Annotated in this window: 15 protein-coding genes; 11 read left to right on the top strand and 4 right to left on the bottom strand. The window is 51.2% G+C overall.

Annotated features, from left to right (window positions below):
* Positions 1–4 precede the first annotated feature (4 nt).
* The 7 genes from IOQ59_RS14415 (at position 5) to IOQ59_RS14385 (ending at position 7,736) form a co-directional block, all read left to right on the top strand.
* Positions 5–1,102 carry an enoyl-CoA hydratase/isomerase family protein gene (locus IOQ59_RS14415; RefSeq protein WP_193954089.1) on the top strand — a complete coding sequence of 366 codons (1,098 nt, stop codon included), beginning with the start codon at positions 5–7 and terminating at the stop codon, positions 1,100–1,102.
* 93 nt (positions 1,103–1,195) lie between these two features.
* Positions 1,196–2,086: a 3-hydroxyisobutyrate dehydrogenase gene (mmsB, locus tag IOQ59_RS14410; RefSeq protein WP_193954088.1), complete on the top strand. Its 891-nt coding sequence runs from the start codon at positions 1,196–1,198 to the stop codon at positions 2,084–2,086.
* Between the two features lie 160 nt (positions 2,087–2,246).
* Positions 2,247–4,139, top strand: a complete 1,893-nt coding sequence (locus tag IOQ59_RS14405; RefSeq protein WP_193954087.1) for an AMP-binding protein — start codon at positions 2,247–2,249, stop codon at positions 4,137–4,139.
* A gap of 275 nt (positions 4,140–4,414) precedes the next feature.
* Positions 4,415–5,176 (top strand): SDR family oxidoreductase, encoded by a 762-nt coding sequence (locus IOQ59_RS14400; RefSeq protein WP_193954086.1) that lies wholly within the window; start codon positions 4,415–4,417, stop codon positions 5,174–5,176.
* 366 nt (positions 5,177–5,542) lie between these two features.
* Complete coding sequence (locus IOQ59_RS14395; protein ID WP_193954085.1) at positions 5,543–5,995, top strand: MaoC family dehydratase; 453 nt, start codon at positions 5,543–5,545, stop codon at positions 5,993–5,995.
* Positions 5,996–6,093: 98 nt separating this feature from the next.
* A complete protein-coding gene (locus IOQ59_RS14390; RefSeq protein WP_193954084.1) occupies positions 6,094–6,279 on the top strand; it encodes a hypothetical protein in 186 nt (61 codons plus the stop codon).
* A gap of 245 nt (positions 6,280–6,524) precedes the next feature.
* Positions 6,525–7,736, top strand: a complete 1,212-nt coding sequence (locus IOQ59_RS14385) for a GGDEF domain-containing protein (protein ID WP_193954083.1) — start codon at positions 6,525–6,527, stop codon at positions 7,734–7,736.
* Between the two features lie 59 nt (positions 7,737–7,795).
* Here the strand turns inward: IOQ59_RS14385 and IOQ59_RS14380 are convergent, their stop codons facing one another.
* A complete protein-coding gene (locus IOQ59_RS14380; protein WP_193954082.1) occupies positions 7,796–8,446 on the bottom strand; it encodes a DUF5610 domain-containing protein in 651 nt (216 codons plus the stop codon).
* A 212-nt stretch (positions 8,447–8,658) separates the two neighbouring features.
* On the opposite strand from IOQ59_RS14380, the gene IOQ59_RS14375 reads away from it, so the two are divergent.
* Positions 8,659–10,581, top strand: coding sequence for an alkaline phosphatase D family protein (locus tag IOQ59_RS14375; protein ID WP_228050918.1), 1,923 nt, complete (start codon positions 8,659–8,661; stop codon positions 10,579–10,581).
* Positions 10,582–10,602: 21 nt separating this feature from the next.
* Here the strand turns inward: IOQ59_RS14375 and purU are convergent, their stop codons facing one another.
* The 3 genes from purU to mnmL all read right to left on the bottom strand — a co-directional run bounded on the left by purU (position 10,603) and on the right by mnmL (position 13,125).
* The gene (gene purU, locus IOQ59_RS14370; RefSeq protein WP_193954081.1) at positions 10,603–11,466 is read right to left on the bottom strand and encodes a formyltetrahydrofolate deformylase; all 864 of its coding nucleotides are present in this window, start codon (positions 11,464–11,466) and stop codon (positions 10,603–10,605) included.
* Between the two features lie 81 nt (positions 11,467–11,547).
* Positions 11,548–12,192, bottom strand: a complete 645-nt coding sequence (locus tag IOQ59_RS14365) for a TatD family nuclease-associated radical SAM protein (protein WP_193954080.1) — start codon at positions 12,190–12,192, stop codon at positions 11,548–11,550.
* 45 nt (positions 12,193–12,237) lie between these two features.
* Complete coding sequence (gene mnmL / locus IOQ59_RS14360; protein ID WP_193954079.1) at positions 12,238–13,125, bottom strand: tRNA modification radical SAM protein MnmL/YtqA; 888 nt, start codon at positions 13,123–13,125, stop codon at positions 12,238–12,240.
* Positions 13,126–13,576: 451 nt separating this feature from the next.
* On the opposite strand from mnmL, the gene IOQ59_RS14355 reads away from it, so the two are divergent.
* From IOQ59_RS14355 to IOQ59_RS14345, 3 genes are read left to right on the top strand one after another with little or no spacing between them, the layout of a single operon-like run.
* Positions 13,577–14,671, top strand: coding sequence for an efflux RND transporter periplasmic adaptor subunit (locus IOQ59_RS14355; RefSeq protein ID WP_193954078.1), 1,095 nt, complete (start codon positions 13,577–13,579; stop codon positions 14,669–14,671).
* On the top strand, positions 14,671–17,748 hold the full coding sequence (locus IOQ59_RS14350; RefSeq protein WP_193954077.1) for an efflux RND transporter permease subunit: 3,078 nt from the start codon (positions 14,671–14,673) through the stop codon (positions 17,746–17,748). The genes IOQ59_RS14355 and IOQ59_RS14350 overlap by 1 nt, the downstream gene beginning before the upstream one ends.
* Entirely contained in the window at positions 17,745–18,689 is a 945-nt protein-coding gene (locus IOQ59_RS14345) for a LysR family transcriptional regulator (protein WP_193954076.1), read from the top strand. Before IOQ59_RS14350 ends, IOQ59_RS14345 begins: the two co-directional genes overlap by 4 nt.
* Positions 18,690–18,718 lie beyond the last annotated feature (29 nt).

Below are 18,718 nucleotides of genomic sequence, written 5' to 3'. Positions count from 1 at the left end.
AATCATGAGTGCAGTACTGTTTAACGAACACCCAACTCAGGACGGAAAAAAGATCGTAGAGATCTGCCTGAATGCAGAGCGCTCCCTGAACGCCCTGACGTTGGAAATGATTGACCTGATCCAGCCTCAGCTGGATGCGTGGAAAAACGACGATAGCGTTACCGCAGTGATTCTCGATAGCGCGGGCACAAAAGCATTTTGTGCCGGTGGTGATGTTGTCAATCTCTACAAATCAATGGTCGGTGAAGGGGATAAAGGCTTCCCGGAAGAGTTCTTCACCCGTGAGTACACACTTGATTACACCATTCACACCTACAACAAGCCGATTATCTGCTGGGGTAATGGTATCGTGATGGGCGGTGGTATGGGGCTGATGAATGGTTGTAGCCACCGAGTGGTAACTGAGTCGACTCACATGGCCATGCCTGAAGTCACTATCGGTCTATACCCGGATGTGGGTGGTAGCTGGTTCCTGAATCATATGCCTGGTCGCACCGGTTTGTTTTTGGGTTTGACCGGTAATCGCATGAATGCTGCGGATGCGCTGTTTTTGGGCTTAGCAGACCGCTTCGTTGCGGGTGAGCTGCGCAGCAGCATGATTGAGCGCCTACAGGCTGAAAGCTGGGACGGCGATGCGACCGCTGCGGTAAACCGTGTGTTGCGTGAGCTGGAAGATGAATCTCAGCCGCAGTTTGATAGCAACTCTCCGGTACAGGCTAACTTTGATCTGATTCAGCGTGTAACAGATCAGGACAGTCTGGAAGAGATTGTTGAAAGCTTGCTGGCGGAAGAAACCGAAGACAAGTGGGTGAGCAAAGCGCAGAAAGCGATCAGTCACGGCAGCCCGCTAGCGATTAATCTGATCCAGCGTCAGCTGGAAGTGACCAGCCAGATGTCTCTGAAAGAGGTCTTCTGTGCTGAGTTGGCACTGTCTGTTCAGTGCTGTACCCATCGTGAATTCCCGGAAGGTGTGCGCGCGTTGCTGGTTGATAAAGATGGCAGCCCGCAGTGGACATTCAAGACACTGGCGGATGTGGATCAGGATAAAGTCAGCGAATTCTTTGTGGCTCCTTGGGAGACCAACCCGCTGGCAGGTCTGTAAGAGCGCATATTCAGGACGCAGTTTCAGTCCGGAAGGTAGCGCGTATTGATACGGCTGCCTTCTCAATTAATAAAGATAAGAAGGACTAGAGTTATGGCTACTATCGGTTTTATTGGTCTGGGCAACATGGGTGGCCCAATGGCCATCAATCTGGCGAAAGCAGGTCACAGCGTTAAAGCATTTGATCTGTCCCAGGATGCGATCCAGAAAGTGGTTGCAGCAGGTGGTCAGGCAGCGACGTCTGCGGTCGATGCAGCACAGAACGTTGAGTTTGTAGTATCCATGCTGCCAGCAGGCAAGCATGTTGAAAGCATCTTTGTGACCGGCGAACAGCCATTGTTTGATGTCGTGGCTGACGGCACACTGATCATCGATTCTTCGACTATCGATGCAGAAACAGCGAAACGTGTTGCTGCAACCGGCGCTGAGCGTGGTATCAGCTTCATCGATGCACCGGTTTCAGGCGGTGTTGGCGCTGCGACTGCAGGTACCCTGGCATTTATGGTGGGTGGTTCTGAAGCGCTGTTTGAGAAAGCGAAGCCGATTCTTGAGTGCATGGGTAAGAATATCTTCCGTGCCGGTGACAACGGTGCCGGTCAGGTAGCAAAATGCTGCAACAACATGCTGCTGGCTATCCTGATGACGGGTACTGCAGAAGCGCTGAACATGGGTGTTAAGAACGGTCTGGATCCAGCGGTACTGTCTGAAATCATGAAGCAGAGTTCCGGTAGCAACTGGGCGCTTCAGGTTTACAACCCATTCCCGGGCGTGATGGAAGGTGTACCATCTTCTAACGATTATCAGGGCGGCTTCCAGGTTGACCTGATGTATAAAGACTTGGGTCTTGCGGGCGATGTTAGCCACCAGAGTGGCTCGCCAACCCCAATGGGTTCTCAGGCGCGTGCACTGTTCAGCATGCACAAAGCGAAAGGTAACGGCGGACTGGATTTCTCCAGCGTACTGCGCCTGTATCAGGATCGGTGATCCGGCTCACATAATTATAAATACTTGCCTGCTTTCGAAGACCGGAGGCAGGCAGACAGTTCCTCGCGGCACTGTGGGAATCGGTCCAATTGATATGTATGAATGACTGAATCCACGCCGTAGTGCCAACTTCTATAAAAAAAATAAACGAGGTTGAACAATGGGATACAACGATGAATATCAGGCTGCGTTAGATAACACGGAAGCCTATTGGGCTGGGCAGGCTGATCGCATCGCCTGGTTCAAAAAACCAGAAACCACACTGGAAAAAACGGAATTCGGAACCTACAGCTGGTACCCGGATGGTGAGTTGAACAGCTGCTATTTGGCCGTAGACTACCATGTTGAAAACGGTCGTGGTGAGCAAGTTGCACTCTATTATGATTCACCTGCGTCAGGCACCAAAGACGCTATCACTTATAGCCAGCTGCAGGATAAGGTTGCTAACTTCGCCGGTGCTTTAAAAGCACAAGGTGTGGAGAAAGGCGACACCATCCTCATTTACATGCCGATGATCCCTGAAGCGGCTGTAGCAATGCTAGCATGTGCCCGTCTGGGTGCGATCCACTCTGTTGTATTTGGCGGTTTTGCGCCGGCAGAAATGGCGATTCGTATTGATGATGCCAGCCCGAAGATGATCCTGACCGCGTCCTGCGGTATCGAATTTGAAAAGAAAATTGCCTACAAGCCACTGGTTGATCAGGCGATTGAACTGGCCACTCACAAGCCACAGAACACCGTCGTTTGTCAGCGTCAGATGATCACAGCTGAGATGAACAACGCACGTGATCTGGACTGGTATCAGATTCAGGAAGGTGTTCAGCCTGCTGCATGTGTTGCCGTGAAAGGTTCTGATCCTCTTTATATCCTGTACACCTCTGGTACCACGGGTCAGCCAAAAGGCATTGTGCGTGACAACGGTGGTCATGCTGTTGCGCTGAGTTACGCGCTGAACAATGTATACGGTATGGAAGCCGGTGATGTGTGGTGGGGCGCATCCGATATCGGTTGGGTGGTGGGTCACTCCTTTATCGTCTACGGTCCGCTGATGGGCGGATGCAGCTCGATCTTCTTCGAAGGTAAGCCGATCCGTAACCCGGATGCCGGTACGTTCTGGCGGGTGATGGAAGAGTACAAAGTGAACTCTATGTTCTGTGCGCCAACGGCATTCCGTGCTATCCGCAAAGAAGACCCAGAAGGGGCGCTATCTAAGAAATATGATCTGAGCAGCCTGAAATGGGTCTTTGTGGCCGGAGAGAAGCTGGATTCCTCTACCTTCCATTGGTTGTCCGATCTGTTGAAAGTACCGGTTATCGATCACTGGTGGCAGACCGAAACTGGCTGGCCAATGACGGCGCCAATGATGGGTTGGGATAATCCATCGGATGCACGTCTGGGCTCCACCAATAAGCCAATCCCAGGTTATGACATTCGTGTGTTGGATGGCGAAGGCACTGAAATGGCGGACGGTGATGCAGGTAATATCTGTGTGAAATTGCCAATGCCACCGGGTGTTGCCTGGAGTATCTGGAATAACAATGATCGCTATGTCAGCTCTTATCTGGACGCGTTCCCGGGTTACTACCACACCGGTGATGGCGGATATAAGGACGATGATGGATACATCTACATTACGGGTCGTACCGATGATGTGATCAACGTATCGGGTCACCGTCTTTCTACCGGTGAAATGGAAGAGGTGGTATCTGCTCATCCAGCCGTTGCCGAATGTGCTGTCATTGGTATGAATGACGAGCTGAAAGGTCAGCTTCCGGTGGGTCTGATCGTGCTGAAAGCCGGTGAAGATATTGAAGATGCACAGATCGAGGCTGAGTTGGTGCAGATGGTGCGTGAACAAGTAGGTGCTTTGGCCTGCTTCCGACGCGCTTTGGTTGTGCAGCGTCTGCCGAAAACCCGTTCCGGTAAGATTCTGCGCGCTATCCTGCGTAAGATTGCGGCTCAGGAAGAGTACAAAATGCCATCGACTATTGATGACGAAACTATCCTGCCAGAGATTACCGCTCTGATGGCCGATGCGGGCATGACCAAGTAATTGATCATACCCGTTTGGTTTAAGCCTGAGGGGTAACTCTGAGGCTTGAACCGTACCGATGTCCCCCTGCGTTGGCTCGTTTGCTAGGACGGTGCCGACGCTTTCTCTATCGCTTTAACGCTGAATATTTGGATATTCAAAAATATTAGGGAAAATACTTATTTTTCCTCGCAATCCGCGTTAAAACACGATATAAATTTACGTTAACGTAAGAGTAAAGAATAAGTTGCTCGGCAGGTTGCAGATCTGTCAGGCATATAAGCAGGAGAGTTTCTATGCAGGTTAAAGACAGTGTTTTTGTAATCACCGGTGGTGGTCGTGGTCTGGGTCGTGCGATGGCCGAGCATCTGGCAAAACAGGGCGGCAAGCTGGCGCTGATCGATCTGGATCAGGAAGCGTTGGATCAGGCTATCGGCCAGTGTCAGGAGCTGGGCGGTGAAGCGCGTGGTTACATCTGCAATATCACTGATGAGCCTGCTGTAGAAAGCACTTTTGCTCAGATCAAAGAAGAGTTCGGTGAGATCAATGGTCTGGTGAATAACGCGGGTCTGATGCGCGATGGCATGCTGATCAAAATGAAAGACGGCAAGCTGGTTGGCAAAATGGCGTTGGATAAGTGGGAATCTGTCCTGACCGTCAACATGACCGGTACCTTCCTGTGTGGTCGTGAGGCGGCTGGCATCATGGCTGAGCAGGGTAAAGGTGGGGTGATCGTCAACATCTCTTCCGTTTCTCGTGCGGGCAATATGGGCCAAACCAACTATTCCGCAACCAAAGCGGGTGTGGCAACAATGGCGGTGAGCTGGTCCCGTGAGCTGGCACGCTTTGGTATTCGTGTTGGCGGTATTGCACCGGGTGTTATTGCGACTGAAATGACGGCTCAGATGAAGCCGGATGCGATTGATCGCATGGTTTCTGCGGTACCGCTGCGCCGTTTAGGCGAAGTGGAAGAGATGTCTCACACGTTGCAGTACATCATCGAAAATGAATTCTTCACCGGCCGCATCGTTGAGATGGACGGTGGTCTGCGTATCTGAAGATATTCTGGAATCTACGATCTGGGCTGATGCGTAGATTCCACCGTTTCACCCTGAAGAACTTTGCAGGTTATACAGGTTCTTTGCTTGTTAGCTGAAAGACGACCGTTGTTATAGTGCCGTTAACTGCACTAGTACTCTGTTGGTACGTCACTTGGGGAGCTTGCTCCCCCTTTTTATTTCCACGTTTAGAACGTAACGATACCGTTCTATACTCGTTTCCAGCGCATTGATATTGTCTGTAGCCAGATGGGTAACCAGTACTCTCTGTTCACCGTTGCCTATGTTGACGGTATAAAATACGACAACTGAAAACTCTCTTTCCCGCGACAACATCCCCTATAAAAATAACAAAGGAGCACGGATATGGATCGTTATCTGGATGACTTTTCCGAAGGTGACCTGTTCAAAGCCCCCGGCTTTACCTTAAGCGAAGGGCAAATATTGGATTTCGCGTTAACCTATGATCCTCAGCCATTCCATATCGATGCGCAGGCGGCATCGGAAAGTCCATACGGCGGTTTGATCTCAAGCGGTTTTCAGACACTTGCGCTGTGTTTTCGTATGGTTGTGCAGTCAGGCGTCTTTCAGACTGTCAGTATGGGTGGCCCGGGTATTGACGAGTTGCGCTTTCTGGCACCTGTCAGGCCGGGCGATACGATCCGCACAACGGCACAAATCCTCACGGTAAAACCTTCTCGCTCCAAACCCGATCGAGGGATTCTGCGGATTCAATTTCGAGGCTTTAACCAGCATGGCGACGAAGTGATCAGCTTTATCGTGATTATGCTGGGTAGACGTGAGCAGTCCTCTGAGTGACGTACAGCCTGCCTTTTTCTTGCGGGGTGGGGCTTACATTGGTACGGCTTTTGGCTAGAATGTGCATATCACGTTGCCACTGATAGGAGGGCTCGTTTATGTCAGAATTAGGTAATGCGCATCCAAAATTTATTGAAGCGATGCAAAAGCTGTCAGCAATGTCAGAAGAAGAGCGCCTGTCGGAGGAGAATAAGGACCTGTTTGAACAGGCCATGAATTACGCGCCGCTGGATATTCAGCCGCAGCTGGTCGCTATTCGTAAGAAATACGACGAGCTTCACTGAATACCCTAATCGCTTTTCACACTGAAAGCCGCTCATGTAGCGGCTTTTTTGTGGGTGTTGTTCAGTGAGTAATCAAATTTTGGCTAAAGGTTGGGTTGAGGCCAAAGTATCACGAAGAAAGACTATACATTTGATGTTCAGGCGATAGCATAGGCGTTTCAGCAGTTGTTTTGAAAACAGGGGGACATGGAACGCTCTCCTGAATCATGCTACCTGGGATTCATAAGAGTTTTCAGATGTGCCGTATGAACGATCTTGTCGATCAAAATCCCCAAAAACTGATCCGTCTACTCCAAGTCGTAGCGATTATCTCTACCTGCCTTATCCTGGGCGCTTCTATTCTTGGTACGCATTGGTTGTATCGTGGTTATGTGGAAAAAGTATCTCGTGAGGATGCGATACGCATTAGTGAACTAATCATTGCGGTAGAAGATCGATTCCTGTTGCCTGCTGACAATCTGATGCAGTCCACTTTATTGTTGGATGATGCCGCGCTGACAGAACTGGATCAACGAATGAATCAATTCCTTTCGCCTCATGGGGTGTTGAAAGTGAAGGTGTTTTCGTTGAACGGAATCGTTTTGTACAGTACAGATCACTCGATTATCGGCCAGTCAAATCATGGTAACCCTGACCTGATGCAGGCGCTTTCAGGCAATGCCAGTTCTAAGCTGCAAACTAAAGAATCATTTCAGGATATGTCGTCAGAAACGCGATTTGATGTGGATGTGGTGGAAACCTATGTGCCGATTATCAATCCCGCTGGGCAGATAGTTGGTTGTTTTGAGATCTATCAGGATACGACGCCCTTTAGAGATGAAGTGATAAAAGGCGTCGTCATGTCTGTTGGCGTGTTGGCATTGGTATTGGCCGTCGTGTTTTCAATCGCATATGGCTTTTTACGGACAGCCGTGCGGCGCTTATTACAAGCTCAGGAACGCCTGCACTACCTAGCTATAAGGGATTCACTGACAGGCTTGTTCAATCGACGTGAGATCGCTTTGCAGGGCGCCAAGGAGTTTGATCGTTATCGCCGTCAGTCTGTTGGGGCGGAGTATGCACCGTTCAGCGTGATGATGATTGATATTGATAACTTCAAAGCTATCAATGATACCTATGGGCATGTAGCTGGCGATCAGGTATTAAGGTTAGTTGCACAGTATCTCAGCGAAGAGATGCGAAGTTACAGTTTAGTCGGACGTTACGGTGGTGAGGAGTTTATTGTCGTACTTCCCGGTGGTGGGACGGATGATGCGAATGCCGTGGCTGAACGTATTTGCGAAGGTATCGCCGAACGTTCTCTGAAATGTGATGTCTGTGAGACACAAGTTACGATTAGCGTAGGGACATCAGTCGTCAATGATGAAGACAAGACGTTTGAAGATACCGTGCATCGGGCAGATCGCGCGTTGTATCTGGCGAAGGCGCAAGGCAGAAATCAGGTCGTTGTCTCCTAAATAGTGAGATGCAGCTGACAGAGAATAGGGCTTATCCTCTGTCAGGCCTTATCGTTAGATTATTCAGTGACGTTTGAGTCCGCACTGGTGTCTGATCGTTCAGAGCCACCATTATCCAATCGGAACTGTTCCAGTTTCTCGACAACCAGATCATAGGTTTGGTCAATATTTCCGGCAACATCATCCGTCAATGCACCCAGGCCGTCGAGTATTTCACGTGCTTCGCCAAAGCCTTGCAAGATACCGCCCCCGATGACATCGGTGAAGTGATCTACCAGTTCACTGCCTTGTAGCTCCGGGTTGGCTTCCTGAAAACGTGAAAACAATCCCGTAGTGAGTGACACAATGCGATCTGCAGTGGCTTCAGGGGATACATCGAGTCCACTCTCCACCGCATTGTCCAGCGCTCGGGGTCCCAAATCAGGCTCCAGAATCTCGTTGATTTTCTCTGTTGCGGCTTTGAATACAAGTGCCAGAGAGTCATTGCCAGCGTTGATTTTTACTTGCAATGCGGCTTCTACGATTGAGCGGTTAAGTTCTGTTTTAGCCTGCTGCTGAGGTGTCATTGATGCAGTGCTTTCCGCTCGCTCAGCCCGCTTCGCTTCATTCTTTTCATGGGCCTGTTGCGACACATGTTGTCCAAATGGCTGCGGTTTGTCGGATTGTTTGGCTTGTACAGATACGGACTGGCCGAAATTATTGATGCTCATACCTATCTTCTCTTTGGCGATTCTTGGCAGTATCACATGTTATCGGCCGGTGTGCGAAACCATTGACTGAATATTACTCAATATCAGTAAAGCTCTCTTGATTCAGTTTTGATTAACGAAATTAGATTACTATTCATAGATTGAACTGAGGGCGATGTGTTTGGTCGTAAGCTTCGATATGCTTACCCTAACTCACTGATAAAACAGGCAGTATGGAAGTCATTATGGTTGATGCGTTACCGGAACTTATAGCAGGACCCGTGGTAAGACGGTTGCAGCCGGAACAGATGGTGCTTTGGTTTGTATGTTCCCGGCAGGTCGAGGCGGTGCTGGAGCTATATAGAGACGATGATGCAGTTGAAAGTTACCCGCTGAACGGTTCGAACACTGAGATACTGCCCATTGGTGAGCGAGCATATGTCTATCTGGTTAATGTGACACCCAATAGCCGATTACCGTTAGGGGAGCGCTTTGAATATGATCTGAAGTTTTCAGGTGGTGAGGGCACCCAAGGATTAGCGCAGTTACAACCGACGTTGCTTTATCCCGGAGAGGCTCGACCTTCACTGGTGATTAAGTCCCGATTGGACAAGGTCCTGCACGGTTCCTGTCGTAAGCCTCACTACCCCAGCGATGATGGCTTGTTGCAGGCTGATCTGGTTTTGCAGTCGTCGGTGCAAAATGCCGAGGAACGTCCCGCGCTGCTATTGATGAGCGGCGATCAGATCTACGCCGACGATGTGGCAGGTCCCATGTTGACGGCCATTCACCAGGTTATTGAGTTGTTGGGGCTGCAGAGTGAAACCCTGAGCGGTGCAACGGTTAACGACAGTGAAGAGCTGTATCGTAATACCTGTTGTTACTATCAGCGCGAGAATCTGCTGCCTCACAATCGAGCCAACGAAACGCTTCGGGATAAATTCTTTGGGGGCGCGAAAAAGCCGATATTCACCGCAGACGGGGCGCATAATCATTTGATTACGCTAGGTGAAGTGTTGGCGATGTACCTGCTGGTATGGTCACCCTCATTGTGGGCGTATGTAAAAACGAATGTGAGTGATGTCGACGAAAATTACCGTGACCGCTATCTGGAAGAGCAGAAGCAGCTCGCGCATTTTGCTGAAGGTTTGCCGCGGGTGCAGCGGGCGATGGCTCACTTACCGGTATATATGATCTTTGATGATCATGATGTGACAGATGATTGGAATCTGACACGTGGTTGGGAGGACGCAGCTTATGGTCATCCCTTCTCTCGCCGGATCATCGGTAATGCATTGATTGGTTATTGGGTATGTCAGGGCTGGGGTAATGCGCCGCAGCATTTCACGGATGAGGTGCTACCGTCTGTGCGTAACTATTTCGATACGCCGGACAGTAAACAGCACAATGCGTTGATCGATTGTTTGCTGGATTTCGGGCATTGGCACTATACGTTGCCCACATCGCCAAAGTTGGTGGTGCTGGACACCCGTACCCACCGTTGGTGGTCGGAGAATAGCTTGTCCAAACCGTCCGGATTGATGGATTGGGAGGCAATGTCTGAACTGCAGCAGGAGTTGATTGACGAGTCGGCCGTTGTCATCGTGTCACCTGCCCCGATTTTTGGTGTAAAACTGATAGAAACCATCCAGCGTGTATTTACCTATTTTGGTCACGCGTTGACGGTGGATGCGGAAAACTGGATGGCGCATCCGGGTTCAGCCAGTACTTTGCTGAATATTATCCGTCATCCGAAAACACCGCAGAACTTTGTGATCCTCTCAGGGGATGTACATTACTCGTTTGTCTACGATGTCGTGGTCCGTCATCGGAAGAACAGCCCGAGCATCTGGCAGATTACCTGTAGTGGGATGAAGAACGAGTTTCCGCCTAAATTGTTGCCCTGGTTAGATCGTATTAACCGAATGCTCTACGGTAGCCGCTCACCGCTGAACTGGTTTACTAAGCGCCGTCATATGCGTATCAAAGCCCGGCGTCCAACAGAGGAACCTAATCATCTGCACAACGGCAGCGGTTTGGGGTTGGTTTGCTTAGGACCGGAAGGTCAACCAATCTCCATCAGTGTGTTGGGTGCAAATGGCAGCCGCACCCACTTCCCCGATCCAAAAGGCGAGCAGCCTCTGGTCAGTGACTAGAGGCTTTCTGGGCGCAGTGTTTCACTGTGAATCGGCAAATACAATGCAGCGTTTGCTATGCAGGAACAGGCGTCGTTCTATGTGATAACGCACGGCGCGGGCGAGGGTGACACATTCGATATCACGCCCTTTGGCGGTCAGATCTTCCGGATAATAGGTATGATCGACGGGCTCTATGCCCTGGGTGATAATCGGGCCTTCGTCCAGATCAGTATTCACATAGTGGGCTGTCGCGCCGACCAGTTTAACCCCTTTTTCATAGGCTTGATGGTAAGGGCGTGCGCCTTTGAATCCAGGGAGCAAGGAGTGGTGAATATTGATCGCGCGTCCAGATAGCTTGGCACACATATCTTCAGACAAAACTTGCATGTAGCGGGCGAGTACGACCAGATCGGCCTGACTGTCACAGATGATTTTCCATACATCCGCTTCTTGCTGGGCCTTGGTTTCTGCAGTAATCGGTAGGTGGTAATAGGGGATGTTGTGCCAGTCTGCCAGTGCTTTCAGATCAGGGTGGTTGGAGATAATGGCTGGGATCTCAATGGGGAGCTGGCCGGTGCGATAGCGATACAGCAGATCATTCAGGCAGTGATCAAATTTTGAAACCATGATTACGACTTTGTATTTCAAATCACTGGGGCTGAGCGTCCACTCCATACCATACTTCTCGGCCCGTACCTGAAAAGCATCACGAAACGCCTGTTCATCAAATTCATTTTCCGGTCGGAATTGTGCGCGGATAAAAAAGTGCTGATGCAAGCGGTCATCGAACGATTGCAGGTCAGTGATGTACTGACCTTGTTGATAGAGTAAGCCCGTTACTGCGTCGACAGTACCCAACTGACTGGGGCAATGGGCCGTTAAAATCCAATGTTGCTCAGACATCATCAGCACTCCTGTTTATGATTATTTTCACAGAGTATGGAACTCAAGCGATCATATAAGTGTAGGTGCTGAAGCGGGTTTTTAACCAACCAGATCCAGATAACGGGCGCGGAATTTCGCACCGCGTGCCTCTGTCAGTTGTGCACAACGCTCCACATCGACCCCTTCAAGACCGTCGATGGCGGTTGCCGATACATCCGGGATGACTTTAGCGGCGGCAGCAATAAATGCCAGCACCTCGGCGTGGGAGCCTTTCATGCTGGGTTCGCAGTGCAGATTGTACGTGGCTTCGTCCTGCGCATTGAGTGAAATAGACAATGCATCGATACATTCCGCCATTTCGGCAGTGACATCGCGTTTATGCACCCGATTGGCGAGTCCGTCAGTGTTAATACGGGTGCGTCCCCCTTTGGCTTTAACCGTGTGTGCAATCTTCAGGAGATCTTTCAGGCGTAAGGTGGGTTCGCCGTAACCGCAAAAGACAATCTCAGCATATCGGGTAGGGTCATCGATCAGACGGATAATCTCTTCGACATCAGGCCGCTCAGACAGATAGAGTTCATGACCTTTTACTTCTGTGCAGCCGTTGTGTTTGGGACAGAATGTGCAGGCTAGGGTACAGCGATCCGTTAGGTTGACGTACAGTCGATCATCAATCTGGTAAACCAGCGTATCGGGTTCTGTATTCGCGTGGCGTCTGCTTGGGTTGGGGCGTTTAATGCTCATTACTTCCGGGTCGATCTCTGTCAGGTTAATACAGCGATATAAAGATCAGGCGGCCAATTCATCATAGATCGCGTTCAGCACAGACCACTTACGTACGCACCAGTCTGGCGCTAACAGCAGGTCTTTATTTGCGGTGCCTGTTAAACGGTGGAAGGTCTGCTCGCTCGGAGCTTGTCTTATGATCCGTGTAACAATGTCTACGTACTGGCTTTGGCTCAGATTAGGGATTGTGCCTTGCTTGATTTGCCGTGCCATCTGCGTGCCTTTTACAACATGCAGTGGATGTATCTTCAGCCCATCGGTCCCCAGGTCAGTCACCATTGATGCCGCATCGATACTTGCTTCAAGTGATTCGCCGGGCAGGCCGACAATAAGGTGCGTACACACTTGCAAGTCGTAGGCTTTGGCGCGTCTGATAGCGTCTTTATAACATGCTACATCATGTCCTCGATTGACCTGCCTCAGCACATCATCGTTTGCTGACTGAAGACCCAACTCCAGCCAGACTTCGTGACCTTGTTGCTGATACTCCGCGAGCAGTCTCAATACAGCATCCGGTACGCAGTCGGGCCGGGTACCAACCGATAAGCCAATCACGTCCGGTGTGTTCAGTGCGGTTTGATAGCGTTGTTCGAGAACATTCACATCCGCATAGGTGCTGGTGTATGCCTGAAAATAGGCGATGAATTTTGCCGCGTTCTTTTTCTGACCCACAACCGATTTGCCTTCGCATAGTTGTTGTTCAATGCTCGGCGCTTGTTGTGCGTTGATATTGAACGATGCGTTGTTGCAGAACGTGCAGCCTCCGATACCTTTACTGGCATCCCGGTTCGGGCAGGTAAATGAGGCATTAATCGATACCTTATGTACTTTCTGGCCGTACTTGGCACGCATTGCCTTACCGAAGGTGTTTACGTAACGGGTCAGATCCATAGCGATGCCTTGTGAGTGTTGTGATGAACAGAAGTAGGGCAGGCTAGCGTTATCCGCTCGGTGCAGCGTTGACGATTATCAAGCCCGCTGACTTAAGTTGGTTTTGGCTCCAACCGGAGAAGAAAGCTGGTTCCTATCGTTTGATCCTAAACATCGGCTGTTCAGCCAGCGTCTCTTTAATAAAGTCGACGAACCAACGCACCTTGAGCGGTATATATCGATTCTTAGGATCAATGGCATTAAATGGGATCTGATCCGCTTTGTGGTCCTTATGCCAGTGTAAGCCGCAAAATCCAACACGCCAGCCATAGCATGTTATCAACTAATTTGAATGTGCGTAGTTATGATATGTGTTTTGTGCATATCACCTATAGAGATGGCTATATTTTTACACGGTAAAACGACCGGTAAGCTAAGGTGAATTACAGACTCTGTTAGTGAGGTTGAACCCGTGGCGCTTTGGCAAAAACTATTGCTGGTGTTATCCAGCGTAACGTTCTTTGGGGTGGCGCAGGCCGACGAGGGGCGTCCTGATACCGAGATTGTACGGCCCGCAAAGTTGCTGACGATTGAAAACCCTCTGGCGCAGCAGATCCGGACCTTTCCCGCAGAAGTAAAAGCGACATCCCGAACCGAGCTGGCTTTTCGTATTTCTGGGGAGTTGACCGAACTGGCTGCGCAGGAAGGACAGCCCGTACAGAAAGGCCAATTGCTGGCGCGGTTGGATCCGGCCGATTATAAGGTAGTGCTGGATCAGCGTCGTGCCCAGTATCGCCTGGCCAAAGCCCAGTATGATCGTTTCGATAAAATGTTAAAACGTAAGTTGGTGTCGGCATCGCTGTACGACGAAAAGCGGGCTGAGCTGGATGTCGCTAGAGCTGCGCTCAAGCGTGCTGAGCTGGATGTGAAATACACTGAACTGCGCGCGCCTTACGACGGAACTGTGTCGCACCGTTTGGTCGAAAACTTCCAAAATATTCAGGCCAAAGAACCGGTCATCGTCATCCAGTCCGGTGACCAGATCGATATCGAGTTTCAGGTGCCTGAGTGGATTGTCGCCTTGCCGACCAAACCTGATGCCCGCGATCAGCGGGCTGATATTTTCTTTGATGCCTTGCCTGACAAAAGCTTTAAAGCCGAGTATCGCGAGCGGACCGCTGAGGCGGACCCCAAAACCGGTTCCTATTCTGTGACACTTAGCATGAAGCAGCCAAAAGCGCTGGAGGTCTTTCCGGGCATGACGGCATCTGTTCAGTTTGATCTTACACGTGTATTTGAGCTGGAAAGTCTACGGTTTGTCCTGCCGGTAGAGGCGGTATTTTCGGCTGAAGATAGGCCAGCTGACAGTCAATTCCGTCAGATCTGGAAAGTAGCGCCCGATACGATGCGTGTCAGTCGTGCGGATGTGGAGGTCGGCAAAATTACCTCTAACGGTATTGAGATTCTATCCGGCCTGAGCGCCGGTGATATTGTTGTCGTTGCGGGTGTGCATCATCTGACCGAGGGGATGAAAGTGCGTCCTTGGGTACGGGAGCGGGGCATCTGATGAACAGCGCCGAGTACTTTATCCGCCACAAAGTGACCAGCTGGATGCTGGCATTGCTGCTCCTGTTAGGGGGCGGTATCTCCTTTCTGGGGCTTGGGCAGCTGGAAGACCCTGAGTTTACCATCAAGGAGGCGATGATCATTACCGCCTATCCCGGCGCTTCAGCCATGCAGGTGGAAGAGGAGGTGACCTTTCCGCTGGAAAATGTCGTGCAGCAGCTGTCCTATGTCGATAGCGTCAGGTCAATCAGTTCGCCGGGGTTATCTCAGATCACCGTAGAGATGAAGAGTATCTATGGTGGGGATGCTCTGCGTCAGATCTGGGATGAATTGCGCCGCAAAGTAAACGATTACCAGCCCAATCTGCCACCGGGTGTGGCCTCGCCAATGATTAAAGATGACTTTGGTGATGTGTTCGGTGTTCTTCTGGCTGTGACCGGCGATGGGTACCAGTATGAAGAGCTGGCCGACTATGCCGATTTCCTGCGCCGTGAATTAGTGCTGGTCCCTGGTGTGGGTAAGGTGGAGCAGGCCGGGCGACAGCGTGAAGAAGTTCAGATCGAAATATCTCGAATCAAGCTGAACAGTCTTGGGATCTCACTCGATAATCTCTATAGCTTGCTGGCGACGCAGAATGTTGTGTCAAACGCGGGTTACGCGCGTGTTGGCAGTGAGTATATCCGGATCTCTCCCACGGGGGAGTTCACCAATATTCGCGAACTTGAAGATCTGATCATCAGTGAGCCCGGGCGGAATGAACTGATCTCCTTGGGAGATGTGGCGAAGGTCAAGCGTGGTTATGCTGAAGTGCCAGGTAATCTGGTCAGCTTTGATAATCAGCCGGCGCTGCATCTGGGTATCTCATTTGCATCGGGTGTTAATGTTGTTGATGTCGGGGCGGCTGTGGAGCAAAAGCTTATTGAGCTGGAGTATGCGCGGCCGATCGGTATGGAGGTTTCGCAGCTCTATAATCAACCGCAGGAAGTCGCCAAGTCAGTCAACAGCTTCCTTTATAACCTCGCCGCAGCGGTGGGCATCGTTATTCTGGTGCTCTTGGTCTTTATGGGGTTACGCAGTGGTTTGCTGATCGGGCTGATCTTGCTGTTAACAATCCTGGGTACCTTTATCTTTATGAAGCTATTCGCCATTGATCTGCAGAGGATTTCACTGGGGGCGTTGATCATCGCGCTGGGGATGCTGGTGGACAATGCCATCGTGGTGACTGAAGGTGTGCTCATCAATATGAAGCGTGGACTTGATCGTCTGGAGTCTGCGAGCCTGACGGTGCGGCATACCCAGCTGCCCCTGTTGGGCGCAACAGTGATTGCGGTGATCGCATTTGCACCGATTGGTCTGTCTCAGGATGCGACCGGTGAATTTGCCGGATCACTGTTTTATGTGTTGTTGATCTCCCTGCTGCTCTCCTGGGTTACCGCGATTACGTTAACCCCCTTTTTCTGCAGCGTATTCTTCAAAGAAGTTGAAACCTCTCCAGATGATGGCGAGGTAGATCCCTACAAGGGCGGGCTCTTCACGGCTTATCGATGGTTATTGGACCTGTGTATGCGTGCTCGCTGGGCTACCATGGGTGTTGTTCTGATAGCGCTGGTGGTCGCCGTGGTTGGATTTGGTTCGGTGAAACAGGTCTTCTTCCCATCTTCCACGACGCCGATGTTTCTGGTGGACTACTGGCGTGCACAAGGGACGGATATCCGTAATACGGCCGCCGATATCGGAGAGATCGAAGCCTGGTTGCTGGCGGATGAACGGGTCGAGTACGCTGCAACGACGACGGGTAAAGGGGCGATGCGTTTTATGCTGACCTATGGCCCGGAGAAAAGCTACGCCGCGTACGGTCAGTTGCTGGTGCGTACGAAAGACACTGAGGCGATCGACTCATTACTGATAGATCTGGATGCACATCTGCGCGAGCAATACAGCCATGCACAGTTTAAATTGAAACGGCTGGAGATCGGCCCTTCCACGAACGCCAAAATAGAAGTCCGGGTTAGCGGACCGGAGCCTGACACGTTACGGGTGCTGGCCTCTGAAGTGCAGGCCGTGTTGCGGGATGATCCCCTGGCCGCGAACATTCGCCACGACTGGCGTGAGCGCAATAAAATCATTCGGCCGCAGTTTCTGGAAGCTCAGGCCCGTAGGGTGGGGGTGAGCAAGCAGGATCTGGATGCGATGCTGCAGATGAACTTCAGCGGGAAGACTATCGGCCTCTATCGTGATGGTGCTGAGTTGATGCCGATTATCGCACGCACGCCGGATGCGGAGCGCCTGAATATTGATAACCTACCGGACCTGAAAGTCTGGAGCCCGGTATACCAGTCCTATATCCCGGTCGAGCAGGTGGTTGGCAGCTTTGAGGTGCAATGGGAGGATTCGTTGATCATGCGGCGGGATCGTAAGCGTACGATTACTGTACTGGCTGATCCTGATCCGCTGACACAGGAGCCTGCGAGTGCCTTACTGAGTCGGGTGAGGCCACACATTGACGCGATAAAATTGCCGCCGGGTTACAGTCTGGAGTGGGGAGGCGAATACGAAAGTGCCCGGGATGCGCAGGCGCCACTGCTGGCCGCTATGCCAATCGGTTTCCTGAGTATGTTTGTGATTACCGTGCTGCTGTTCAATGCGCTGCGAAAATCACTCGCCATCTGGGCGACGGTGCCGCTGGCGATCACCGGCGTGACACTCGGCTTGCTGGTGCTGGATCTGCCGTTTGGCTTTATGGCGCTGCTTGGCTTTCTCAGCCTCTCAGGTATGTTACTTAAGAATGGCATTGTGCTGTTGGATCAGATCGATCTGGCGCTGGCGTCTGGGCAGGAACCGTATCGGGCGGTATTTGAGTCCTCGGTCAGCCGTGTGCGGCCGGTATGCATGGCGGCAATAACCACCATTCTCGGTATGATACCGCTGTTGTTTGATGACTTCTTTGCCAGTATGGCCGTGGTGATAACATTCGGTCTGGGTGTGGCCACCGTGCTGACACTGATCGTGGTACCGGTGCTGTACGTTATGATGTATCGCATTGGTTATCGGAAATTAGCGGAGATAGAGACTGAATGAATCTGGATGGGCTGGGGCAAGTCGATCTTCGTTTGCTGGTGGCATTTAATGCGTTGATGGAAGAGCGCAGTGTGACCCGTGCGGCGGAGCGATTGGATTTGTCGCAACCTGCGATGAGTCGGAGTTTGCAGCGCTTACGTCAGCTATTCGGTGATGAGTTGTTTATCCGACAATCGCATGGACTCTCACCATCTCCCAGGGCGGAGCAGTTGCATGAGATGTTGCGTCCGTTACTGGATGATATGTTGCGGCTTGTCGCACCGGTGACCGTTGATCCTTCCCAGTTGCGGCGTACGTTTCGTATCGGCATATTGGATCTGTTTTCCCAAATGGTGGTGGCTCCGCTGATCAAAACGCTGCAGGCTGCCGCACCCCACGTGCGCTTAAAAGTGGTCAATCTTGAGGCGTATAGCATGGAGTCGCTCGCGTCCGGGCAACTGGATTTTGTCTTAAATCTGGGGGATGAAGCGCCAGCCAATATTCACTCTCGGGTGCTTTGTTATGAGGAGCCCGTATGCCTCTTGCGGCGGGACCACCCTGCGGCAGTAATGCCTCTGACAGTAGAGCAGTTTGTTGCACTGCCCTTCGTACACTTCTGGATACCGGGTTTTAACGAACACCGCCAGCTGGACCAGTTGCTCTTTGGTAAGGCGCTTACGCGGGATGTGTGGCTGGAAACCAATAATCTAATGACGGCGATGAACGCGCTCTGTGACGCGGATCTGGCCATGATTGCCGGAAAACGGATCTACAGCGTATTACCAAGAGCGGATGAGCTGGTGGCATTGCCGCTACCTTTTGCCGAGCTGGAACCTGTGGCGATTCGACTGCTCTGGCATCGGCGTAATCATGCGAATGTGGAGCATCAATGGATGCGGGACTTGGTGGCCAGTTTGTTTGGCCCCTTGGGAGATGAATCTGCGGGTCAGCGATCAGAATAAAAAAGCGGCGGGTGTGTGCCCGCCGCTTT

The organism is Pontibacterium sinense (genome assembly GCF_015209595.1).
Taxonomy (GTDB): Bacteria; Pseudomonadota; Gammaproteobacteria; order Pseudomonadales; family Balneatricaceae; genus Pontibacterium; species Pontibacterium sinense.
This window is presented reverse-complemented; position numbering and strand designations above follow the sequence as displayed.

Bases quoted from the DNA above. Each gene is read 5' to 3' on its own strand.
- mmsB (WP_193954088.1), top strand. From the start codon at position 1,196: ATGGCTACTATCGGTTTTATTGGTCTGGGCAACATGGGTGGCCCAATG.
- IOQ59_RS14390 (WP_193954084.1), top strand. From the start codon at position 6,094: ATGTCAGAATTAGGTAATGCGCATCCAAAATTTATTGAAGCGATGCAA.
- IOQ59_RS14415 (WP_193954089.1), top strand. From the start codon at position 5: ATGAGTGCAGTACTGTTTAACGAACACCCAACTCAGGACGGAAAAAAG.
- IOQ59_RS14365 (WP_193954080.1), bottom strand. From the start codon at position 12,192: ATGAGCATTAAACGCCCCAACCCAAGCAGACGCCACGCGAATACAGAA.
- mnmL (WP_193954079.1), bottom strand. From the start codon at position 13,125: ATGGATCTGACCCGTTACGTAAACACCTTCGGTAAGGCAATGCGTGCC.
- purU (WP_193954081.1), bottom strand. From the start codon at position 11,466: ATGTCTGAGCAACATTGGATTTTAACGGCCCATTGCCCCAGTCAGTTG.
- IOQ59_RS14400 (WP_193954086.1), top strand. From the start codon at position 4,415: ATGCAGGTTAAAGACAGTGTTTTTGTAATCACCGGTGGTGGTCGTGGT.
- IOQ59_RS14380 (WP_193954082.1), bottom strand. From the start codon at position 8,446: ATGAGCATCAATAATTTCGGCCAGTCCGTATCTGTACAAGCCAAACAA.
- IOQ59_RS14405 (WP_193954087.1), top strand. From the start codon at position 2,247: ATGGGATACAACGATGAATATCAGGCTGCGTTAGATAACACGGAAGCC.
- IOQ59_RS14375 (WP_228050918.1), top strand. From the start codon at position 8,659: ATGGAAGTCATTATGGTTGATGCGTTACCGGAACTTATAGCAGGACCC.
- IOQ59_RS14395 (WP_193954085.1), top strand. From the start codon at position 5,543: ATGGATCGTTATCTGGATGACTTTTCCGAAGGTGACCTGTTCAAAGCC.
- IOQ59_RS14385 (WP_193954083.1), top strand. From the start codon at position 6,525: ATGAACGATCTTGTCGATCAAAATCCCCAAAAACTGATCCGTCTACTC.
- IOQ59_RS14345 (WP_193954076.1), top strand. From the start codon at position 17,745: ATGAATCTGGATGGGCTGGGGCAAGTCGATCTTCGTTTGCTGGTGGCA.
- IOQ59_RS14350 (WP_193954077.1), top strand. From the start codon at position 14,671: ATGAACAGCGCCGAGTACTTTATCCGCCACAAAGTGACCAGCTGGATG.